The 22103-nt window shown below is 60.6% G+C and carries 18 protein-coding genes; 5 read left to right on the top strand and 13 right to left on the bottom strand.

Annotated features, from left to right (window positions below; all coding sequences use genetic code 11):
- Nucleotides 1-59: 59 nt before the first annotated feature.
- The 11 genes from gltA to ppc form a co-directional block, all read right to left on the bottom strand.
- Nucleotides 60-1355 (bottom strand): citrate synthase, encoded by a 1296-nt coding sequence (gltA, locus tag WC392_12795; GenBank protein MFA5243240.1) that lies wholly within the window; start codon nucleotides 1353-1355, stop codon nucleotides 60-62.
- Between the two features lie 27 nt (nucleotides 1356-1382).
- The gene (locus WC392_12790) at nucleotides 1383-1724 is read right to left on the bottom strand and encodes a succinate dehydrogenase assembly factor 2 (protein MFA5243239.1); all 342 of its coding nucleotides are present in this window, start codon (nucleotides 1722-1724) and stop codon (nucleotides 1383-1385) included.
- A 10-nt stretch (nucleotides 1725-1734) separates the two neighbouring features.
- On the bottom strand, nucleotides 1735-1884 hold the full coding sequence (locus WC392_12785) for a hypothetical protein (protein MFA5243238.1): 150 nt from the start codon (nucleotides 1882-1884) through the stop codon (nucleotides 1735-1737).
- Between the two features lie 52 nt (nucleotides 1885-1936).
- A complete protein-coding gene (locus WC392_12780) occupies nucleotides 1937-2278 on the bottom strand; it encodes a zinc ribbon domain-containing protein YjdM (GenBank protein MFA5243237.1) in 342 nt (113 codons plus the stop codon).
- A 31-nt stretch (nucleotides 2279-2309) separates the two neighbouring features.
- Nucleotides 2310-3005 carry a succinate dehydrogenase iron-sulfur subunit gene (locus tag WC392_12775; protein ID MFA5243236.1) on the bottom strand — a complete coding sequence of 232 codons (696 nt, stop codon included), beginning with the start codon at nucleotides 3003-3005 and terminating at the stop codon, nucleotides 2310-2312.
- An 89-nt stretch (nucleotides 3006-3094) separates the two neighbouring features.
- A complete protein-coding gene (gene sdhA, locus WC392_12770) occupies nucleotides 3095-4858 on the bottom strand; it encodes a succinate dehydrogenase flavoprotein subunit (GenBank protein MFA5243235.1) in 1764 nt (587 codons plus the stop codon).
- Nucleotides 4859-4997: 139 nt separating this feature from the next.
- Entirely contained in the window at nucleotides 4998-5345 is a 348-nt protein-coding gene (gene sdhD, locus WC392_12765; GenBank protein ID MFA5243234.1) for a succinate dehydrogenase, hydrophobic membrane anchor protein, read from the bottom strand.
- Nucleotides 5339-5713, bottom strand: a complete 375-nt coding sequence (sdhC, locus tag WC392_12760) for a succinate dehydrogenase, cytochrome b556 subunit (GenBank protein ID MFA5243233.1) — start codon at nucleotides 5711-5713, stop codon at nucleotides 5339-5341. Before sdhC ends, sdhD begins: the two co-directional genes overlap by 7 nt.
- A gap of 3 nt (nucleotides 5714-5716) precedes the next feature.
- Nucleotides 5717-6922, bottom strand: coding sequence for a malic enzyme-like NAD(P)-binding protein (locus WC392_12755; GenBank protein MFA5243232.1), 1206 nt, complete (start codon nucleotides 6920-6922; stop codon nucleotides 5717-5719).
- A gap of 7 nt (nucleotides 6923-6929) precedes the next feature.
- Complete coding sequence (locus WC392_12750) at nucleotides 6930-7676, bottom strand: GntR family transcriptional regulator (GenBank protein ID MFA5243231.1); 747 nt, start codon at nucleotides 7674-7676, stop codon at nucleotides 6930-6932.
- A gap of 227 nt (nucleotides 7677-7903) precedes the next feature.
- The gene (ppc, locus tag WC392_12745; protein MFA5243230.1) at nucleotides 7904-10711 is read right to left on the bottom strand and encodes a phosphoenolpyruvate carboxylase; all 2808 of its coding nucleotides are present in this window, start codon (nucleotides 10709-10711) and stop codon (nucleotides 7904-7906) included.
- 265 nt (nucleotides 10712-10976) lie between these two features.
- On the opposite strand from ppc, the gene WC392_12740 reads away from it, so the two are divergent.
- From WC392_12740 to WC392_12725, 4 genes are all read left to right on the top strand, one after another.
- Entirely contained in the window at nucleotides 10977-13628 is a 2652-nt protein-coding gene (locus tag WC392_12740) for a cation-transporting P-type ATPase (protein MFA5243229.1), read from the top strand.
- A 101-nt stretch (nucleotides 13629-13729) separates the two neighbouring features.
- Nucleotides 13730-15007: a DUF3391 domain-containing protein gene (locus WC392_12735; GenBank protein ID MFA5243228.1), complete on the top strand. Its 1278-nt coding sequence runs from the start codon at nucleotides 13730-13732 to the stop codon at nucleotides 15005-15007.
- Nucleotides 15004-17436, top strand: a complete 2433-nt coding sequence (locus WC392_12730) for an EAL domain-containing protein (protein ID MFA5243227.1) — start codon at nucleotides 15004-15006, stop codon at nucleotides 17434-17436. The genes WC392_12735 and WC392_12730 overlap by 4 nt, the downstream gene beginning before the upstream one ends.
- Nucleotides 17437-17821: 385 nt before the next feature.
- On the top strand, nucleotides 17822-19444 hold the full coding sequence (locus tag WC392_12725) for a methyl-accepting chemotaxis protein (GenBank protein MFA5243226.1): 1623 nt from the start codon (nucleotides 17822-17824) through the stop codon (nucleotides 19442-19444).
- 331 nt (nucleotides 19445-19775) lie between these two features.
- Here WC392_12725 and WC392_12720 read toward each other — a convergent pair whose 3' ends face one another.
- Together WC392_12720 and WC392_12715 are read right to left on the bottom strand one after the other, a co-directional pair.
- On the bottom strand, nucleotides 19776-21005 hold the full coding sequence (locus WC392_12720) for a nucleoside recognition domain-containing protein (protein ID MFA5243225.1): 1230 nt from the start codon (nucleotides 21003-21005) through the stop codon (nucleotides 19776-19778).
- A gap of 80 nt (nucleotides 21006-21085) precedes the next feature.
- A complete protein-coding gene (locus WC392_12715) occupies nucleotides 21086-21724 on the bottom strand; it encodes a DUF2238 domain-containing protein (protein MFA5243224.1) in 639 nt (212 codons plus the stop codon).
- Nucleotides 21725-21880: 156 nt separating this feature from the next.
- On the opposite strand from WC392_12715, the gene WC392_12710 reads away from it, so the two are divergent.
- Nucleotides 21881-22103: transposase (locus tag WC392_12710; protein MFA5243223.1), on the top strand; the 223-nt coding region annotated here is incomplete at its 3' end.

The raw sequence follows: 22103 nt of genomic DNA, 5'->3' as shown, positions 1-22103 counted from the left end.
GGAAAAGCAAAGACGCGCACCGAGCCTGTTTTTTCGCCTCACCCCTAACGCCTCCCCCCTCACCTTTTGCCGATCGGCACCAGATCGCGCCGTGCTTCGCCGCGATAAAGCTGGCGCGGGCGGCCGATTTTCTGTTCGGGGTCGGTGATCATCTCGTCCCACTGCGAAATCCAGCCGATGGTGCGCGCGATGGCGAAAATCGCGGTGAACATGTTGGTCGGGACGTTCATGGCGCGCAGGATGATGCCGGAATAGAAGTCCACGTTGGGGTAGAGCTTCTTCGCAATGAAATATTCGTCTTCCAGCGCGATGCGTTCCAGTTCCAGCGCGATCTTGAACAGGCGGTCGTCGTAGATGCCCAGTTCGTTGAGCACTTCGTGGCAGGTCTGGCGCATGAGCCGGGCGCGCGGGTCGAAATTCTTGTAGACGCGATGGCCGAAGCCCATGAGTCGGAAGGGATTGCTCTTGTCCTTGGCGCGCGCGATGAACTGGGGGATGTTGGACACGTCCCCGATTTCTTCCAGCATCTTGAGCACGGCCTCGTTGGCCCCGCCATGCGCCGGCCCCCACAGCGAGGCGATGCCCGCCGCCACGCAAGCGAAGGGGTTGGCCCCGCTTGAGCCCGCCAGGCGCACGGTGGAGGTGGAAGCGTTCTGCTCGTGGTCGGCGTGCAGGATCAGGATGCGGTCCAGCGCCTTCACCAGCACCGGGTTGGGCACATATTCCTCGCACGGCGTGGAGAACATCATGTGCAGGAAATTCGCCGCGTAGGACAGGTGGTTTCGGGGGTAGGCGAACGGCTGGCCCATGTTGTACTTGTAGCTCATGGCCGCGATGGTCGGCACCTTGGCGATCAGGCGATGGGCGGAAATCTCGCGGTGTTTCGGGTCGGTCACATTGGCTGAATCCTGGTAAAACGCCGACAGCGCGCCCACCACGCCCACCATCACCGCCATGGGATGAGCGTCGCGGCGGAAGCCGCGGAAAAAATTGTTGATCTGGTCATGCACCATGCTGTGGGTGCGGATGATGTTGTCGAACGAGGCCTTCTGTTCGGCATCCGGCAGCTCACCGTAGTACAGCAGGTGGCAGACCTCGATGAAATCGGCATGCTCGGCCAGCTGCTCGATCGGGTAGCCGCGGTACAGCAGCAAGCCCGCATCGCCATCGATGTAGGTGATGCCGGAATTGCAGCTTGCCGTCGACATGAAGCCGGGGTCATAGGTAAACACGCCATGCTTGGCCAGGGCGCGGATATCCAGCACGTCCGGACCCACGGTGCCGGAATAGACCGGCAATTCAATCGGCTTACTACCATCGCCCAGATCGAGATAAGCCTTGCGCTGCTCTGCCATGTAATTCTCCAAATTTAAAGTATTCCCTCACCCCTGCCCTCTCCCGAGAGGAGAGGGGGACGGAGAATCGCCATGCGATGATTTCACCAGGCGCAGCATCCGCTCCACCACGGATGCCGTGGCCGCCTCGCCCCGCACCCGCTGCCACAGCTCGTGGTCTTCCAGTTCCAGCAGGGCTTCGAACTCCTGCTGCTGCCGCGCCGTCAATTGAGCGTAATTCTCGCCCAGAAAGCGCTCCAGCACCAGATCAAGTTCCAGCATGCCGCGCCGGCAACGCCAGCGCAGGCGGCCTGGGGGGTGAGGGGTGAGGGGTGAAGCGTGAGGCGACAAAACCCCCTCCGCTACCGGCTTTTCCTCCTCACGCCTCACGCCTCACCCCTCACCCCTCACCTAAACCGTCCTCTTCCGGCTGCTTCGGTTCCTTGCCACCCCACCCTCCCTCTGGGCGGTTCTTGCTCTCGTCCGCCCAGGTGAAGCGCCCGAACAGCACGCAGCCCTTCATGCCCGCATCGCAGGGCAAGTTATTCACCCGCTGGCATTTGCCTGCCACCTCGTGCGGGCAGCCCCAGCCGCTCATCGCCTCAGGCTTTCTTCACGAATTCGGATTTCAGCGACATCGCGCCGACGCCGTCGATCTTGCAGTCGATGTCGTGGTCACCCTCGACCAGGCGGATGTTCTTCACCTTGGTGCCGCCCTTCACCACTGACGAGGAGCCCTTGATTTTCAGGTCCTTGATCACCGTCACGCTATCACCGTCGTTCAGCACCGTACCGAAGGCATCCTTCACCACGCGCTTTTCCTCCGCGCTTTCCGTGGGCGCGTCCGCGCTCCACTCATGCGCGCACTCCGGGCAGATATACATGCTGCCGTCTTCGTAGGTGTATTCGGAATTGCATTTGGGGCACTTGGGTAAATTGTTCATGGTCTCTCTCGCAAAAAATTCAGTATCTTTCTCAAACCGTGCGCTTCACCAGCAGTTCCTTGATCTTGCCGATCGCGCGCGTGGGATTGAGTCCCTTTGGGCACACTTCGACGCAGTTCATGATGCTGTGGCAGCGGAACAGGCGGTAGGGGTCTTCCAGGTCGTCCAGGCGCTCGTTGGTGGCCTGGTCGCGGCTGTCGGCGATGAAGCGGTAGGCCTGCAGCAGCCCCGCCGGGCCGACGAACTTGTCCGGGTTCCACCAGAACGAGGGGCAGGAGGTGGAGCAGCAGGCGCACAGGATGCACTCGTACAGCCCATCCAGCTGCGCCCGGTCCTGCGGGCTTTGCAGGCGTTCGATCTCGGGCTCGGGATCGATGTTGATGAGGTAGGGCTTGACCGAGCGGTAATGCTTGAGAAACTGGCTCATGTCGACGATCAGATCGCGAATCACCGGCAGCCCCGGCAGCGGCCGCAACTCGATCGGCTGCTTCAGACCCTTGAGCGGCGTGACGCAGGCCAGGCCGTTCCTGCCGTTGATGTTCATGCCGTCCGAGCCGCACACCCCCTCGCGGCAGGAGCGGCGCACGCTCAGGGATTCGTCCTGTTCCTTGAGCAGCAGGATGGCGTCGAGCAGCATCTTCCCCTCCGCCTCGATGTCCAGCTCGTAGTCCTGCATGGTGGGCTTGGCGTCGGTTTCGGGGTTGTAGCGGTAGATCGAGAAACGCATTTTATTCTCCCGTGAGGGGTGAGAAGGTGAGGGGTGAGACGAAAATCAAAGGCACGCACCGAACCGGATTTTCCGCCTCACCCCTCACCTCAGTAAACCCTGGCCTTGGGGTGGAAAGCCTCCACCGTCAGCGGCTTGAGACGCACCGGCTTGTAGTCGAGGCGGTGGCCGTCGGCGAAATACAGGGTGTGCTTCATCCACGCCTTGTCGTCGCGTGCCGGGTAGTCGTCGCGCGCGTGGGCGCCGCGGCTTTCCTGGCGCGCGGCGGCGGAGGTCATGGTGGCCAGCGCCACGGCCATAAGATTTTCCAGTTCCAGCGCCTCGATGCGCCCGGTGTTGAATACCTTGCTGTGGTCGCGCAACACCACGTCGGGCAGTTTGGCGGCAATTTCCAGCATCTTTTTCACCCCGTCCTGCAGCACTTCCTCTGTGCGGAACACCCCGCAATGGAGCTGCATGGTCTTGCGCATTTCCTCGCGCAATTCCGGCACGGTGAGACCGTCGCCCTTTTTCTCCCAGCGTGCCAGACGTGCCATGACGGAACCCAGAGCGTCTTCAGGCACGGCGCGCGCAAAGGGGTTTTCGCGGCAATACTCGATCACGTCGTTGCCGGCGGCGCGGCCGAACACGATCAGGTCGAGCAGCGAGTTGGAACCCAGGCGGTTGGCGCCATGCACCGAGACGCAGGCGCACTCGCCGATGGCGTAGAGGCCGGGCACGGCTTCCTCCGGGCCGGTACCGGTCGGCATCACTACCTGGCCCCGCAGGTTGGTGGGAATGCCGCCCATCATGTAATGCACCGTGGGCACCACCGGGATGGGATCGGTGGCGGGATCGACGTGGGCGAACTTCAGCGCCAGTTCGCGGATGCCGGGCAGGCGCTGCTGGATCACTTCCGGGCCGAGATGGTCGAGCTTGAGCAGCACGTGGTCGCCGTCCTTGCCGCAACCGCGCCCCTCGAAAATTTCCACCGCCATGGCGCGCGACACCACGTCGCGGCTGGCCAGGTCCTTGGCGTTGGGCGCGTAGCGTTCCATGAAGCGCTCGCCGTTCTTGTTCACCAGGTAGCCGCCCTCGCCGCGCACGCCCTCGGTGATCAATACCCCGGCCCCGTGCACCCCGGTCGGGTGGAATTGCCAGAACTCCATGTCCTCCAGCGGGATGCCGGCCCTGAGCGCCATCCCCAGGCCGTCGCCGGTGTTGATCAGGGCGTTGGTGGTGGCGGAGAAAATGCGCCCCGCCCCGCCGGTGGCAAGGATGGTGGCGCGCGCCTCGATGAAGATCGGTTCACCGGATTCGATCCCCAGCGCCACCACGCCGAGCGCGTAACCGTGGCTGTCCATCACCAGGTCCAGCGCGAAGTATTCCTCGAAGAAATGGGTGCGGGCCGCGATGTTGCGCTGGTAGAGGGTATGCAGCATGGCGTGGCCGGTGCGGTCGGCCACCGCGCAGGTACGCACTGCGGGCGCGCCGCCGTAATCCTGGGTCATGCCGCCGAAGGGACGCTGGTAGATCTTGCCGTTCTCCAGCCGGTCGAAGGGCATGCCATAGTGTTCCAGCTCGATCACCGCCTCATTGGCCTGGCGGCACATGAACTCGATGGCGTCCTGATCGCCAAGGTAATCCGAACCCTTGACCGTGTCGTACATATGCCAGTGCCAGTTGTCCTCGCTCACGTTGCCGAGGCTGGCGGCGATGCCGCCCTGGGCGGAGACGGTATGGGAGCGGGTGGGAAACACCTTGGACACCACCGCCACCTTGAGGTCGGCGTGGGCAAGTTGCAACGCGGCCCTGAGTCCAGCCCCGCCGCCGCCGATGATCACTGCATCGAAAGTGCGCTTGGCGATACTCATCCCAAATTGTCCATTTGAACCGATTCACCCGTAGGAGGCCCGCCCCGGGCCGATAAACCATCGGCCGGAAGCCATCGCGGCGAGGGCGCCGCTCCTACGGATAAGGAATCTTGTGATTGGGTTAATGGGCAATCCGGTCTCATTGCACGCTCCATAAAATCTGCACCGCCCAGGCCGCGTAAGCCAGCAGCGCGAGGATCACCGCGACATGCAGGGCAAGGCGGATCACGGTGGGATGGACATAGTCCATGAAAATATCGCGCATCCCCACCCAGGCGTGGATAAACACGCTGAACAGGAACAGCAGGCTGAACAGGCGCAGCGGCAGGCTGTGAAACAGGCCTTGCCAGGAGGCAAACGTCAGCGGTTGAGTAAGAAAAAAACCGGTCAGGAACACCGTGTAAAGCGCCATCACCACGGCGCTGACGCGCTGGATCAGCCAGTCCTTGAGGCCGTAATGGGCACCGCTGACGATGCGCTTTACCATAGCCAGACTCCGATCAGGACTGTCGCGGCCATACTCACCGCGAGTACCAGCCTGGCGCTGAAGCGCGCCTGCGGCAGGTCCACGCCGATATCGAAATCCAGGGCGAGGTAGCGCAGGCCCATGCAGAAATGGTGCAGGTAGCCCCAGATCACGCCGATCAGGAATAGTTTGGCCAAGGGCTGCCGGAACCACGCCTGCACCTCCGCATAACCCTGTTCCGATGCCAGGCTCAACTGCAGCGCATAAAGCAGCAGCGGCAACAGCAAGAACAGCAGCGCTCCACTCGCGCGGTGCATGATCGACACCACCCCCGGCAGCGGCAACCTGATTTTGAGCAGATTCAGGTAAACCGGGCGTGAGCGGGGCATGCTCTACTCCCCTGCCCTGGCGGCTGTAGCGACAGCAGGCGGGATGCGCTCGATCAAACGCGGGTCGAAGGGCTTGGGCAGGATGTAGTCCTTGCCGAAGGACATGGACGTGGCGTTATAGGCTGTCAGCACTTCCTGCGGCACCGATTCCTTGGCCAGTTCCGCCAGCGCCTTGACGGCGGCGATCATCATCGCCTGGGTGATCTTTTTGGCTCTTGCGTCCAGCGCGCCGCGGAAGATGTAGGGGAAGCCCAGCACGTTGTTGACCTGGTTGGGGAAGTCCGAGCGCCCGGTGGCCATGATCAGGTCATCGCGCGCGGCGTGGGCGTCTTTCGGCAGGATTTCGGGGTCGGGATTGGCCATGGCGAAGACGATGGGTTTGGCCGCCATGCGCTTGAGCATCTCGCCCGTCACCAGGTTGGGGCCGGACACGCCGATGAACACGTCGGCAGACTGCATGGCCTCGTCCAGGGTGCGCAGCGGCGTGTCCCTGGCGAATTCCTGCTTGTGCGCGTTGAGGTCGGTGCGGCCGCCGTGGATCACGCCCTTGGAATCCACCAGGGTCATGTTTTCCTTGTTCGCGCCCATGGCGATGAGGAGGCGCATACCCGCCAGGCCCGCTGCCCCGGCGCCGAGGCACACCAGTTTCGCCTCGGCCAGGTTCTTTCCCTGCAATTCCAGTGCATTGAGCAGACCGGCGCAGATGATGATCGCGGTGCCGTGCTGGTCGTCGTGGAACACCGGGATGTCGAGCCGTTCCTTGAGGATGCGTTCGATTTCGAAACAGTGCGGCGCGGCGATGTCTTCGAGGTTGATGCCGCCGAAGGTCGGGGCGATATTGACCACGGTTTCGATGAAGGATTCGACGCTGGGCGCATTGACCTCGATGTCGAACACGTCGACGTTGGCAAAGCGCTTGAACAGCACCGCCTTGCCTTCCATCACCGGCTTGGAAGCCAGGGGCCCCAGGTTGCCCAGGCCGAGAATCGCCGTGCCGTCGGTGATTACCGCCACCAGGTTGCCCTTGTTGGTGTAGCGGTAAGCGTTTTCGGCATCGGCATGGATCTCTCTCACCGGCGCGGCCACGCCCGGCGTGTAGGCCAGCGACAGTTCAGCCGCCGTACCGCAAGGCTTGGAAGACTCCACCGAAAGCTTGCCCGGCTTGGGAAATTCGTGATAATCCAGTGCGCGTTGTTTCAGGTTATCCATGCTGACCTCAGTTCAATTCGTCAAAATAGTAGTAATTTTCGGTGTTGATGTAGCTCTTGCGCCATTCCACCGGCTGCTTGTGATAGCTGAAAGCCACCCGCTCGATACACAGCAGGGGCGTGCCGATCGCCACATTCAGCAATGGCGCGCTGACTTCATCTGCTGCCGCCGCCCGGATGCGCTCCTGGGCGGAGATGATGCGAATCTGGTAGCGGGTTTCATACAGCGAATATAGCGTTCCTTTGTGGGCATTGACGTGGTCCTCGATCATGGCGCTCGTGATCCCCCTGAGCAGGGCCGCGGGCAGGCGGATATCGTCGTAGACCACGGGCTTGCCGGAGAAATCCAGCACCCGGCGCAGCACCACCAGCGCGCTGCCGGGACGGATATCGAGGCGTTTTGCCACCTGGGCATCCGCCTTGCCGCGCTGGAATCCGATGAATTTGCTCCTGGGATATTCCTTCTCGCCATCCAGCGTCAGCAGATTGAGAAAACGGTAGTTGGTGCCCTCATCGGTCAGGGTGGCAACGAAAGTCCCCTTGCCCTGGCGCCGCACCAGCATGTTGTCCGCCACCAGCTCGTCGATCGCCTTGCGCACCGTGCCCTGGCTCACCTGATAGCGCCGCGCCAGTTCCATTTCGCTCGGAATCGCCTCGCCCGGATGCCATTCACCCTCGGACAGGCCGCGCGTGATCAGGCGCTTGATCTGCTCGTAAAGCGGGAGAAAATTCGGGGTGGCCGACTCTTTTTTCATAGGCCTGATTTATATCAGAAAGACAAACTGGCGTCCACAGGTCTTATATAAGACACGCTGACGCCAGGAGCGGGTATTTGAGTTCAGGTCTTATTTTAGACCCAGCAAATTCATGAGCTCTAAACCCCCTCCGACTCCCCCTTTTCAGGGGGAGAGCAAACCTCGCACCTCCCCTGAAAAGGGGAGGCGGGGAGGGGTTTGGGTCTAATGGATAAACCGTGGTCAAATCAGCCGGTGTTGCGCATGCCTCCCGCAATGGCGTTGATCGAGCGCAGCAGCGGGTTGGTCCACTGCTCGCGCTGTCCCTGCGGCAGTGATTCGTCGCGCGTGCGCTTCAGCAGCATGACCTGGATGTGGTTGAGCGGATCGAGGTAGGGGCTGCGACGCGCCAGGGACAAAGCCAGCGCCGGGTTCTCCTCGATCAGCACCTCGGCGCCAGCGATGTTCAGCACCTGAATAACCGTGCGATTGTATTCGTCGCGGATCGTCTGGTAGATGGCAAGCGCCTCCTCCTTGCGCTCGGCCAGTTCGGCATAGCGCGCGGCGATATTCATGTCCGCCTTGAACAGGGCCATCTGCGTATTACTGAGCAGGGCGCGAAAGAATGGCCACTCCGCATACATGCGCTGCAACTTGGCAAGCCGCTCCGGATCGTTGCCGCGCCAGTTTTCCAGCGCGGTGCCGATGCCGAACCAGGCCGGCATGGTGTGGCGCGACTGGCCCCAGCCAAAGACCCAGGCAATGGCACGCACGGAACTCTTGGAACGATCGCCCTTTTTGCGATGGGAAGGCCGCGAACCGATGTTCATCAGGCCGATCTCCGTGAGCGGGGTGGCTTCGTAGAAATAATCGATAAAGCCGGGGGTATGGTCGGTCAGGCCGCGGAACGCCGCTTCGCCGTCTTCCGCCAGCTTGTCCATGATATCGAGGAAATCCTGGCTCGCCTGGCCTGGCCCAAGAACCAGGCTGGTGCTGGCTTTAAGCAGGCCGGTCATGCCCATGGAGAGCTCATAGGAAGCGGTTTCGGTGTTGCTGTACTTGAACGACAGCACCTCGCCCTGTTCGGTGAGCTTGATCTGGCCGCGCACCGTGCCTTCCGGCTGCGACAAAATCGCTTCGTGGGTCGGGCCGCCGCCGCGCCCCACCGTGCCGCCGCGCCCATGGAACAGGCGGCATTCAATACCGCGCGACTGTGCCAGCGCGGTAATCCGGGTCTGCGCGTCGTACAGGGACCAGACTGAAGCCAGGATGCCGCCATCCTTGGCCGAATCGGAATAGCCCAGCATGACTTCCTGCATGTTGCCGGAGCATTTGACCAGCGCGGCATACACCGGGTTGTCGAGCAGCGACGTCATCACGGGCTCGATATGCTCCAGGTCGATAATGGTTTCGAACAGCGGCGAAATACTGATATTGCAGAACCACTCCTTGCCATTGCGTCCGGCCAGACCGGCAAGGCTGGCAAGAAACATGACTTCCATGACATGGCTGGCGGCATGGGTCATCGAGATCACATAGGCGCCAAATGCCCTGGGGCTGATTTCATGGCGCATGCGGGCCATTACCTCGAGCACTTCGAAAGTCTCGCGGGTGGCGTCGCTGAGCCTGCTCTTGTCCACCCTGTATTCCTGCGCGCCTGAAATCGCCGCCCCGAGCGCTTCGAGACGCCCCTCTTCGCTCAGTGCGCTGTAATCCGGCAACCCCGGGAACTGCGCGAACAGTTCGGCAACCGCTTCGCTATGACGCGTGGACTCCTGGCGGATATCGAGATGAACCAGGTAAAAACCGAAAGTTTCCGCCTGACGAATCAGGTCCTGCAGTTCACCGTGAGCCGTGCCCGTGTCGCCATGACCAATCAGCGAATCGCGAATCAGGTAAAGGTCGGACAGAAACTCCTGTTCCGACTGGTAAGCGTCGGCAAACGGGCTGCCGCTGCTGCCTTCCAGCTCGGCTTCGATGAAATTCAGGCTATGACGCAGGCGGTGCAGCATGACGTAAAGCTTGCGGCGGTAGGGTTCCTGCCCGAAACGCTGGCGAAAATCGCCGAATACCGCGGGAAAACGCTGCTCGTCCTGAAGCAGGCTCTCGCTCATCGATTCGCTAATGAGGCACAGGCGTTTCGAGTGAGTCAGGACATGGCTGAGATCACTCACCTCGTTCAGGTAAAGACGCAAAATCTCACGCTTGTGCAAGCGCAAGGCGAGGATGGTCGTTTCAGGCGTGACAAACGGATTACCATCACGGTCGCCGCCGATCCAGGAACCGAAACGCAGGATGTTCGGTATCCGGATCTGCTCACCCTCGGCCATTTCCGGCCCATATACACGCTCGATGGCTTTTTCCAGATAGCGGTAGGTTTCAGGCACGGCCTTGAACAGGCTTTCCCGGAAGTAAAAAAGCCCATTCTTGATTTCGTCGCGAACCTGAGGTTTGCTGGTGCGCACTTCATCGGTTTTCCACAGGGTCTGGATCTGCTGTTCCAGCAGTCGAATCAGCTCCTGGCGCTGTCCCTTGCCGGTGCGCGGATCGTCCAGCTGCTCGCCGGTCAGGAAAATGTGGCGCAAATGCTCCATGATGGTGCGGCGCTTGGCTTCTGTTGGGTGCGCGGTCAGTACCGGGATATAGGCCGCCTTGTCGAGCAGGGTCTGCAACTGCGTGGCCGTAATGCCCTGCGCGTGGAACTCGCGCAGCGTGGCGTCAAACGAGCCTTTCCACAGCGGCCCTCCACCGCGCACCTGGGCACGGCGGATGTGATGCTGCCAGGATTCCTCGGCCAGGTTGACGAGGCTGAAATAAGTGCTGAATGCCCGTACCACGTGCGTCAGCGTGTCAACATCCAGAGCCCCGACGAGTTTCTCGAGCTGCAAGCGAAGGTTTGGCTCATCACGCTTGCGCAAACGAATAAAACCCTTGCGCAAGGCTTCCACCGCAGCCAGCACGTGTCCATCTTCCTGGGTTTTTATAACATTGCCGAGAAGATTTCCGAAGAGCTTTACTCGGGCGCGTAACTGGGCATCAGTGGGTAATTTCGACACTTTTATCACTTTTTCCATACCGCGAAGCGCGGCAAAACAGGGCAAAAAACAACAAGCCGCCCCCAGTTGAAGATTATCTGCGAAGGCGACATTGTAGCTTCGCGGCACCACAGGGCAAGTATTTTACAGCACGGCAGCTTATGATTGGCAAAACAGGACCGGGCACCTGTTTCAGCGGATTTCATGAACACTTGCGCCGATTCGCGTACAAAGGAGTTATAGGCGCCGCAAACCCGGAACCATTTCATATAAACCCTGAAAATCGATGGAACCTGTCCCGAACCAACCCTGGCACCATCTTCCGGCCACTGAAGTTGCCGCCTCGCTGGAAAGCGAGCCGGAGCGCGGTCTTGAGCCGGAAGAAGCAAACCGCCGCCAGGCGCGTTTCGGCCTCAATCGCCTGACGCAAAAAAAAGGCCGTGGGCCGCTGTTGCGCCTGCTGCTGCAATTTCACCAGCCGCTGATCTACCTTCTGCTGGCTTCGTCCGCCATCACCGCGGCGCTGCAGGAATGGGTGGATGCGAGCGTGATCCTGGGCGTGGTGCTGGTCAATGCCTTCATTGGCTTCATTCAGGAAAGCAAGGCCGAGAGCGCCATTGCCGCGCTGGCAAAAATCGTGACCACTCACGCGCGCGTCCTGCGCGGCGGCAAAAAAACCAGCATGGCTTCGGAACAACTGGTGCCGGGCGATGTGGTGCTGCTGGCGGAAGGGGACAAGATACCCGCCGACCTGCGCCTGCTGCACTGCCGCGAACTGGGCATCAACGAATCCTCCCTCACCGGCGAATCGCTCCCGGTCAGCAAGCATGCCACGCCGCTGGTGCTGGATACGCTCCTGGCCGACCGCGCCAACATGGCTTATGCCGGCTCGCTCGTCACCAGCGGCCATGGGGCGGGCATGGTGGTGGCGACCGGCAATGCCACCGAAACCGGGCGCATTTCACGCCTGATGGAAGAAGCGGATGTTTTTTCCACGCCACTCACGCGCAAGATCGAATGGTTCAGCAAAATCCTCCTTTACGCCATCCTGGCACTGGCGGCATTTACTTTCGTGATCGGACTGGCGCGCGGCGAAAGCGCGTTCGACATGTTCATGGCGGCGGTGGCCCTGTCGGTAGGCGCGATCCCGGAAGGCCTGCCTGCCGCGGTGACCATCACCCTGGCCATCGGCGTATCGCGCATGGCCAGGCGCCGCGCCATCATCCGCAAGCTCCCGGCGGTGGAAACCCTGGGCAGCACCACCGTCATCTGTTCCGACAAGACCGGCACCCTGACCCAGAACCAGATGACGGTGCAGCAGATTTTTTCCGGCAACCAGGATTTCACGCTGAGCGGGGTGGGCTATGCCCCGCACGGCGAGATCGCGCCGCCCCTCACTCCCGCCGCCGGGGAATGCCTGCTGGCCGGCCTGCTGTGCAACGATGCCGGGCTGGAACACAAGGGCGGCGCCTGGCACGTCAGCGGCGACCCGACCGAGGGCGCGCTGATCGTGGCGGCGATGAAGGCCGGGCTGACGCCGGAAAGCAGCCATGCCGCCCACCCCCGCCTCGACGCCGTGCCCTTCGAATCACGCCACCAGTACATGGCCACCCTGCACGCCGGCAGTATTTACCTCAAGGGCGCGGTGGAAAAGGTGCTGGAGCGCTGCACAGCCATGCTCACCCCGGATGGCCAAAGCATGCCGCTGGACCATGCGCAGATCACGCAGGCGGCCAACCGCATGGCCGGACAAGGGCTGCGGGTGCTGGCGCTGGCCAGCAAAACCGCCGCCAGCGGACAACACACGCTTAACCATGGCGACCTTGCAGATATGATTTTCCTCGGCCTGCAGGGCATGATGGACCCGCCACGCCAGGAAGCGATGCGCGCGGTCAAGGCCTGCCAGCGGGCCGGGATCGCGGTAAAAATGATTACTGGCGACCATGCCGTCACCGCCGCTGCTATCGCCCGCCAGATCGGGTTATTTCACGAGGACCAGGCAGGCATCCTGACCGGGCGCGAACTGGCGCTGCTGGACGATGCCGGGCTGGCGCAGGCGGTGCGCCACACGCAGGTCTTCGCCCGCGTCGCGCCGGAGCAGAAATTACGCCTGGTCAGGGCATTGCAGGCCAATGGCGAGGTGGTCGCGATGACCGGTGACGGCGTCAACGATGCGCCAGCGCTGAAGCAGGCGGACATCGGCGTGGCCATGGGCATCACCGGCACCGAGGTCGCCCGGGAAGCCGCCGCCATGGTGCTTACCGACGACAATTTCGCCTCCATCGAAGCGGCGGTGGAAGAAGGGCGCGGGGTGTTCGACAACCTGACAAAATTTATCGTCTGGACCCTGCCCACCAATTTCGGCGAGGGGCTGGTGATCACCGCCGCCATCGTCGCCGGGGTGGCCCTGCCCATCCTGCCGGTGCAGATTTTGTGGATCAACATGACGACCGCCGTCCTGCTCGGCCTGATGCTGTCTTTCGAGCCGATCGAGAAAAACATCATGCGCCGCCCGCCGCGCGCGCCCTCGACCCCCCTGCTCACCCCGGTCCTGATGGGACGTATCGCCATTGTCAGCACCCTGCTTCTGGCCGGTGCTTTCGGGCTGTTCATGTGGGAGCTCGACCACGGCGCGACGCTTGAATATGCACGCACCGTCGCCGCCAATGTTTTCGTCTTTGGCGAGCTGTTTTATCTCTTCAACTGCCGCTCCATGAGCGTTTCCATGTTCAAGCTCGGGGTATTTTCCAATCGCTGGCTGGTGGCTGGCGTAGCCGCGATGACCCTGTTGCAGCTCCTGTTCACTTACCTTCCGCTCATGAACGAATGGTTCCGCACCGCTCCGATCGAGGGTGCGGCATGGTGTCGCATTTTTGCGGTCAGCATGCTCATTTATGCCGTCATCGGCATGGAAAAGTGGCTGCGCAGGGCCGGATAAACCCCACGAGACCCGCATGGCATAAGGAAACACGACGAAAATTAATAAACGGATCTGGCAGTCCGTGATATAAATCCAGAAAACCACTCACACAGAATCATATGAGCGACAGCCAGACCCAATTTATCGACATTTCACAGTTACGTATCGGGTTGCACATTCACCTCGACACGGGATGGATGGATCACCCTTTCCCCATGAGCAGCTTCACCCTCCGCACCCAGGAACAGATCGATATGGTTCGTTCCCTGGGTCTGGGGCAAGTGCGTTATTCTCCGGACAAGAGCGACGCCGAGGCGGTGCAAGCCCTTGATCCGGCAAATACCCCGGCTTCCATCCCAGCCGCGGAAGAAACGGCGGAAATGGCAGCCAGACGCCAGCGCCGCGACCTGCTTTCAAGCCAGTGGGCCAGCCTGCATGCCTGCGAACACAAATATGCAAGCGCCAGCCGCAGCTACAGAAAAGTCATCGAAACCGCGCATTCGCGTCCCGGCGCATCGCGCGAACAGTCGGAAAATCTGATCAAGGGGTTTCTTGACGAAATCATGGGCGAGCATGAAGCCTGCATTCGCCTCCTGTCAGAAAACGCCGGGGAGAAAAACTCGCTGCACTCGCTCAATGTGACCATCATTTCACTGCTGCTCGGCAAAACCTGCGGCCTGACCGGGCAGGATCTGGTGGACGTGGGCATGGGCGCGCTGCTGCACGATCTGGGCAAAATCGAGCTGCCTGACCGCCTGCGCTGGAACGACGAGAAATTCACTTCGCCAGAGCGTGAAATCTACCGGGAGCACGTCGCCCACGGCGTCACTCTGGGTCAGAAAATGGGCATCTCCAAAGGCGCCCTGCTGGTAATCGGGCAGCATCATGAACTCGCCGATGGCAAGGGATACCCGCAGCACATCACCGGCAAGCAGATGTCGCAGCCCAGCCGTATCGTCGCACTCGTCAATCTGTATGACAATCTTTGCAATCCGGGCAACCCAGCGCTGGCGATCACGCCTCATGAAGCGCTGGCCATGATTTTTTCCCTGAAAAAGTCCCAGTTTCACGCATCCACCCTGTCGCAGTTCGTGCACATGATGGGCGTGTACCCGCCAGGGTCGGTAGTGCAGCTCAGCGACGATCGCTTTGCCATGGTGGTTTCCGTCAATTCCAGCCGCCCGCTCAAGCCGCGCATCGTCATTCATGATGCGGGCATTCCCAGGGACGAGGCCCTGATCATCGATCTGGAAGACGAACCCGATCTCGGCATACGCCGCAGCCTCAAACCGCTGCAATTGCCCAAAAGCACTTTTGACTATCTTTCACCGCGCAAGCGCATTTGCTACTACTTCGAGCGGGCGCGGGAAATCTCCACGCCCGGGGAAAACGCGTGAAACCGTTCACTACCAACTGGCAGCCCCTGATCGAGGGCATGCTCGAAGCGGTGTGGCTGGTAGACCCGATCGAGCTGCGTATCCTGGCCGTGAACCGCGCCGCGGAAATCCTGCTCGGCGCGGAGCCGGGCACATTCATCGGCAAACCGGTAATCGACCTCTCCGCCTCGCCGCAAGACATGTTTTTCTGGGAAGACGTGGCGGCGGGGCTCTCCGACCAGATTTTTTCCGAAACCCTGCTGCGCCGCGTGGATGGCGCGACAGTTCAGGTTGAGCGGCGTGTTTCACTGATCAAAACCAGCCAGGATGCCTCGGTCTATGTCGTGGCCGCACGTGACCTGAGCGCACAGCAGCAGGTGGAGAACGAGCTGGAAAAGCTCCTCGCCGAACTCCGCGCCACGCTGGAATCCACCGCGGACGGGATCATGGTGACCGATCTGGAAGGCGGCATCCGCGGCTATAACCAGCGCTTCGCCGAAATGTGGAATCTGCCGCATGAATTGCTCACCCAGCGCAACGATTCCGCGATACATGCCTGGATGTATCAGTGCGTGCTGGATACCGAGCACTATGCCGATCGCCTCGGCGCCATCTCCCGCGCCCCGCTGCTGGAAGCAAGCGACGTGCTGGTACTGCGCACGGGCCACGTGCTGGAACGTGCCACCCTGCCGCAATACGCTCGCGGCAGACCGATCGGACGGGTGTTTTCCTACCGCGACATTACCCAGAGGCTGGCCGACGAGGCGCGCCTGCAACTCGCGTCAAAAGTCTTTGAATCCAGCATGGACGCCATTTTCGTCACGGATGCGGAGCACCGGGTCATCGCGGTCAACCCCAGTTGCGAACGCCTGACCGGCTATACCCAGACAGAGCTGCTGGAGCAGCCTTCACGCGCATTTTTCTCCGAGTTCAACGATGGCGCTTTCATCGAGGAGTTCATGGAACAGCTGGTGCGCGACGGCCTGTGGGAGGGCGAAGTATGGAACCGGCGCAAGAACGGCAAACCCTATCTGTGTCTTGCCTCGATGGTGCGCGTTCTGGACGAGCAAGGCGCGCCCGTTCATTACATCGGTTTTTTCAAGGACCTGAGCGAAACCCATGCGGCCAGGAAGCGCATCGAGGAGCTGGCCTACAACGATGCGCTCACCGGCCTGCCCAACCGGCTGCTGCTGGCCGAACGCCTGGAGCAGGCGCTGAACTTTGCCGACCGCAATGGCTGTTCCTGCGCGGTTCTATTCCTCGACCTGGATCATTTCAAGCATATCAACGACTCCCTCGGCCACCTGTTCGGCGACCGGGTGCTGATCGAAGTGGCGGAACGGCTCAAAAACTGCCTGCGCCATATCGACACGCCCGCGCGCCTGGGTGGAGACGAATTTGTCATCCTTCTCAACCAGATGGATGCGCATGGCACTGAAATCACCGCACGGCGCACCCTCGAAGCCCTGTCCCGGCCCTTCACCCTGGACGGCATGAGCTTCACCGTGACCGGCAGCATCGGCATCGCGCTTTACCCGGAAGACGGCGTCACCATGGACGACCTGATCAAGAATGCCAACAGTGCGATGCACCACGTCAAGGAACGCGGACGCTCGGCTTTCCGCTTCTACCAGCGGCAAATGAATATCGGCCTGCTGTCGCGCATAAAGCTTGATCACGCCATGCGTCTGGCCCTGGAAAACAAGCAGTTCCGCCTGCATTTTCAGCCCCAGGTGGATCTCGCCAGCGGCGACATCTTTGGCGCGGAAGCGCTGATCCGCTGGCATGACGAGGAACTGGGCAACACCCCCCCCGCGAGCTTCATTCCGGTGGCCGAGGAAACCGGCGTCATCGTGGCCATTGGCAACTGGGTGCTCACCGAAGCCATCCGGCAGTGCGCGGAATGGCAGGCGCAAGGCTGGGCGCTGACCATGGCAGTGAATGTCTCTGCCCTGCAGTTCCAGCAGGCCAACTTCGTAGAAGGCGTGGCCGAAACGCTGCGTGTCTTTGACCTGCCGCCCGCAATGCTGGAGCTGGAATTGACCGAATCCATCCTGCTGCGCGATGTGGATGAAACGCTGGCGCGTCTTGATGCGCTGGCCGAACTCGGCGTAAGGCTATCGATTGACGACTTTGGCACGGGCTATTCCAGCCTCAGCTACCTGAAACGCTTCCCGATCTGCAAACTGAAAATCGACCGCTCTTTCATCTCGGAGCTGCCCGTCAATGACAGCGACACCGCGATCGTAATGGCCATCATCAACCTGTCCCAGGCCCTCAAGCTGCGCGTCATTGCCGAAGGGGTTGAAACCGAAGCACAGCGCCACTTCCTGGCAACCGCTGGCTGTGACGAATTTCAGGGATTCCTGTGCAAACCGGCGCTGTCAGCCGAAGAATTCATGCTTTTCCTGGAGCAGGCCGAGAAACAGCCGCAAACCAAGCTGTTTTAGGGATAGCCTGAACAAGTGAGCACGGTCTTTGCGAGTGCAGTGCAGTGAAGCAATCTTGTTTTTCATACCCCAACATTTCGCCTGGAAGCGCCTGCTTTTGGCACCTTGAGATCCTTTGCGGTTCAACCCAGATTATCCGTTTGAGATTTGAGATGAAGGAAATCAACAGCTTGTAGGTCGGGCTTCAGCCCGAAATTTCGGGCTGAAGCCCGACCTACAATTTAATGGATTATTTGGGTTCAAGATAATTTCAATGCAGTGGCTGACAAAATATTCACTGCCTCCCCCATTTGGAATATCCTGTTTAAAGGTCACGGCCATTTAGAAAAATAACCGGACGCCGGGCCACTCACCATGCAGGACGAAGGGGATTCGTATGATCATCATGAAAAAAACAAAAATTCGCACCAAACTCTATCTGCTTGTGGCTTTGACCTGCCTGGTATTGGTCAGCGTCGGAAGCGGCGAATTATTTGCGCTTTATCATTCCAAGAATGCTTTGCAGCGCGTCTACGAAGATCACTTGCTGGCGATCAACCAGCTCAACGAAATCCGCAATCAACAGATGCAGATCCGCATGGAACTGATCGGTGCCAGGCTGGAAAGCGATGCTTTCGAGGTCATGGCCTATACCGACAAGGTGACTACACATATTTTTAAAACCGACAATCTGATCAATGAATATTCCAGCAAGCAGATTCAGCCTGAAGAACGGAGGCTCTTCGATGCCTTCATCGCTGCACGCCTGAATTTCGGCAAGAACGGGGTATTGCCTATGGTGGACATCCTCCAGGCCCAGCGCCACGAAGAAGCCGACAAGTTGCGCACGGAAGTGCTGACCCCCGCCTATGCCAAGGCATCTGCTGCAATCGACACCCTGATCGAGTATCAGGTGGTACAAGCCAGAACGACTTACGAGCGCGTCAGCCAGCTATCGCAAACCGTATTGATCGCCACCATCGGCGCTATCGCTGCCGGAGTTCTGCTGATCGGCCTGTTCGGCATATTCATTGCGCGCTCCATCGGCAAAAATGTCAGCCAGCTACAGCACGCCACCAGCCGCCTGGCCGATGGCGAACTGTCAACCCGGGTGCACCTGGCCAATGAAGATGAACTGGGAATCGTTGCCGGGTCGTTCAACAAAATGGCGGAAGAATTGTCCAGCCTGATCAGCCAGACACGGCTGTCCGCCGATCAAGTCAACAAGGCATGCGTTGCCGTCACCGGCATGACCGACCGCGTCAGCGCCTCTTCCCAGACCCAGACGGATCAGGCCGCCATCGCAGCGAAATCCATCGGCCAGCTGAACGAGATCGTCAAGGATGTTGCAAGCAAGGCGGGAGAAGCCGTTTCGAGCGCCGAGGAAGCCAGCCAGGTTTCGAACGAGGGGCAACGCATCGTCGGCAATTCCGTGGCCGGCATCAATTTGGTAGCCAGAACCATCGTCGAATCGGCCAAGACCATCGAGGAGCTGGGCTTGCAGTCCGGAGAAATCGGCAAGATTCTTCAGGTCATTCGCGGCATCGCCGAACAGACCAACCTGCTGGCGCTGAACGCCGCCATCGAGGCGGCACGCGCCGGAGAGCAAGGCCGTGGCTTCGCCGTGGTGGCGGATGAGGTCAGAAAGCTGGCGGAACGGACCGCTGGCGCAACAACGGAAATCTCGACCATTATCTCCGCCATCCAGAATGGCACCAGCCAAGCCGTGGCCGCCATGGAATCAGGGGAAAAACAGGTTGTGGAAAGTGTTGCACTCGCCAACCAGTCGGGTGAATCCCTGGCTCGTATCGATCGCAGCGTGAACGCCGTGCTGCTCATGATCCAGCAAATTGCACAAGCCATGGAAGCCGAAAAATCCACCAGCGAGGAAATCTCCCTGCGCATGGAAAAAATCTCGCAAACCGCCACGAGCAATAATTTTGCCATTGCGGAAGCCGCGGCAGAATTTCACCAGATGCAGGGCCTGGCCGGGAAGTTGCTGGAATCGGTAGGGCGTTTTCGCCTGTAAGCCCCCATGCGGGGCGTGTATGTGTTTTACAGGTTTATCCTATAAAAAGCAGTTAACCACGGAGTTCACGGAGAACACGGAGTAAAAACCATAGATTGCATGATGTTTGGCATTCACCCGATGGGTGAGGCCATAAATGACCGCAAACTGCCTTTGCGAGTTGGGCGACAAGTCGCCCATCCCTGCCTACCCCGCTTCTCCGTGTTCTCCGTGTTCTCCGTGTTCTCCGTGTTCTCCGTGTTCTCCGTGTTCTCCGTGTTCTCCGTGTTCTCCGTGTTCTCCGTGTTCTCCGTGTTCTCCGTGGTTATCGAACTGAGGTTTTTAGGTTTATTCAGCCGAAAAAGAAATACGCCGCCGCCACCGCCGCGACGAATCCGCCCAGATCTGCCAGCAGACCGCAGCTTACCGCATGGCGCACGCGCTGGATGCCGACTGCGCCGAAGTACACCGCCAGCACGTAGAACGTGGTCTCGGTGCTGCCCTGAATAATCGAAGCCAGGCGCCCGGCGAAGGAGTCGGCGCCGTGGGTGCGCATGGTTTCGATCATCATGGCGCGCGAGCCGCTGCCGGACAGGGGTTTCATCAATGCCGTGGGCAGGCTGTCCACAAAACGGGTGTCCCAGCCCAGCCCCTGAACCAGCCAACGCACGCCTTCCATCAGCGCCTCCAGCCCGCCGCTGGCGCGGAACACGCCGATCGCCACCAGCATCGCAACAAGGTAGGGAATGATGCCGACGGCAATGTGGAAGCCCTCCTTGGCCCCCTCGATGAAAGCCTCGTAAGCATTCACTTTCTTCACCACCGCCCCGGCCAGGAAGGAGACCAGCAGCGAGAACAGCAGGAAATTGCTGAGCAGCGCCGATTGCGCCTGCATGGTGGCCGCGTCCAGCTGCGCGAAGTACCCCACCAGCCCGGCAACAGCTGCCGTGATGACGCCCAGATAGCCCAGCACCACGCGGTCGAAAAGATTGATTTTCTGGATCAGCGCAACCGACACCAGCCCCACCAGGGTGGAACAATAGGTCGCCAGCAGGATGGGGATGAACACGTCGGTGGGGTCGGCCGCGCCGAGCTGGGCGCGGTAGGTGAAAATGGTCACCGGCAGCAGGGTGACGGAGGAAGCGTTGATCACCAGGAACAGGATCTGCGCATTGCTGGCGGTGTCGGGCGTGGGGTTGAGGGTCTGCAGCTCGCGCATCGCCTTGAGGCCCATCGGCGTGGCGGCATTGTCCAGCCCCAGCATGTTGGCCGCCATGTTCATGGTGATGGCGCCGAGCGCCGGGTGATTGGGCGGCACGTCCGGCATGAGGCGGCAGAACAGGGGCGCCAGCAGCCGCGTCAGCCATTCCAGGAAACCGGCCTTCTCGCCGATTTTCATCACCCCCAGCCACAGGGTCATCACCCCGGTCAGTCCGAGCGCAATCTCGAAGCCGGTTTTTGCCGAATCGAAGGTCGCCTTCATCATCAGCGGAAAGACATCGGCCTGACCGAACAGCAGCCACTTGCCCAGCCCGATGGCGAAAGCAAGAAGAAAAAACCCGATCCAGATGGCGTTCAGCATGGCTGTGCAACGCCGTCATTGCGAGCATAGCGAAGCAATCTCGTTTTGGAATAAGCTTGAGGATGGGATTGCTTCGTCACCTACGGCTCCTCGCAATGACTGCATTTTTCCAGTTGCCGGTCATGCAGGCGCGCGAACAGCAGCTGCGAGGCGATTGCCCCGCACAGCGCCAGGAACATGTCCCACTGGGTATCCCACACGTCGCCCTGGGTGGCGAGGAAGACCACCGCCTCGTCGCCGGAAGCCAGCGCCACCCACCACTCGATGAACTCGTAGCTGGCGCTGATCGACAGGCACACACAGGTGGTCAGAAAAAACAGCCACTTGCCGGCTCGCAGCGGCGAACGGCGCAGCAGGATTTCACGCACCACGATGGCAGGAATGAAGCCCTGGGCGATATGGCCCACGCGATCATAGTGATTGCGGGCAAGATCGAAGGTATCGCGCAGCCAGCTGAACAGCGGCATCTCGGCGTAGGTGTAATGCCCGCCCACCATCAGGATCACGGCATGTAGCGCCAGCAGACTGTAAGCCAGCATGGTGAGCGGAAAATGACGAAAAGTCAGGATCAGCAGCGGCAAGCCGATCAGCACCGGCGCCACTTCGAGGAACCAGGTGAACAGGTCTTTCGGCTGCCAGCCGGACCAGGCCAGAACAGCCAGCACCAGAAGCAGCAAGGCGTAGCGGTAATGACGGGGAGCGGACGGTCCGGAAAACATGGCGGCATCTTGGCACGAATGCTCTGGCCGGACAATCCCGGAGATGCCGTTCACCGCTTAACCCCTCCCATCCTCCCCTTATCACCGCGTAGCCCGCGTAGGGCGCAATAACCAACGGGCATTGCGCCGAACGAAAAATCCCCCGATACTCGCCCCATGCCTGATTATCGACGCGCCTGGCACCCGGGCGGCACCTATTTTTTCACTGTAAATCTGCTGCAGCGGCAGGGAAACGACCTGCTGACCCAGCACATCGGTGCATTGCGCGATGTGGTACGCACGGTGCGGCAACGCCACCCATTCGCCATCCACGGCTGGGTCGTCCTGCCCGACCACCTGCATTGCGTCATCGAATTGCCGGTGGGCGACGCTGATTTTG

The organism is Sulfuricella sp., assembly GCA_041651995.1.
Lineage (GTDB): Bacteria > Pseudomonadota > Gammaproteobacteria > Burkholderiales > Sulfuricellaceae > Sulfurimicrobium.
The sequence above is the reverse complement of the archived record's forward strand: the minus strand, read 5'-3'. Positions and strand labels throughout refer to the sequence as shown.

Excerpts from the sequence above, each read along its gene's own strand:
- WC392_12735 (MFA5243228.1), top strand. The coding sequence starts at position 13,730 with ATGAGCGACAGCCAGACCCAATTTATCGACATTTCACAGTTACGTATC.
- WC392_12740 (MFA5243229.1), top strand. The coding sequence starts at position 10,977 with ATGGAACCTGTCCCGAACCAACCCTGGCACCATCTTCCGGCCACTGAA.
- gltA (MFA5243240.1), bottom strand. The coding sequence starts at position 1,355 with ATGGCAGAGCAGCGCAAGGCTTATCTCGATCTGGGCGATGGTAGTAAG.
- WC392_12750 (MFA5243231.1), bottom strand. The coding sequence starts at position 7,676 with ATGAAAAAAGAGTCGGCCACCCCGAATTTTCTCCCGCTTTACGAGCAG.
- sdhC (MFA5243233.1), bottom strand. The coding sequence starts at position 5,713 with ATGCCCCGCTCACGCCCGGTTTACCTGAATCTGCTCAAAATCAGGTTG.
- WC392_12720 (MFA5243225.1), bottom strand. The coding sequence starts at position 21,005 with ATGCTGAACGCCATCTGGATCGGGTTTTTTCTTCTTGCTTTCGCCATC.
- WC392_12775 (MFA5243236.1), bottom strand. The coding sequence starts at position 3,005 with ATGCGTTTCTCGATCTACCGCTACAACCCCGAAACCGACGCCAAGCCC.
- sdhD (MFA5243234.1), bottom strand. The coding sequence starts at position 5,345 with ATGGTAAAGCGCATCGTCAGCGGTGCCCATTACGGCCTCAAGGACTGG.
- WC392_12715 (MFA5243224.1), bottom strand. The coding sequence starts at position 21,724 with ATGTTTTCCGGACCGTCCGCTCCCCGTCATTACCGCTACGCCTTGCTG.
- WC392_12755 (MFA5243232.1), bottom strand. The coding sequence starts at position 6,922 with ATGGATAACCTGAAACAACGCGCACTGGATTATCACGAATTTCCCAAG.
- WC392_12780 (MFA5243237.1), bottom strand. The coding sequence starts at position 2,278 with ATGAACAATTTACCCAAGTGCCCCAAATGCAATTCCGAATACACCTAC.
- WC392_12725 (MFA5243226.1), top strand. The coding sequence starts at position 17,822 with ATGAAAAAAACAAAAATTCGCACCAAACTCTATCTGCTTGTGGCTTTG.
- sdhA (MFA5243235.1), bottom strand. The coding sequence starts at position 4,858 with ATGAGTATCGCCAAGCGCACTTTCGATGCAGTGATCATCGGCGGCGGC.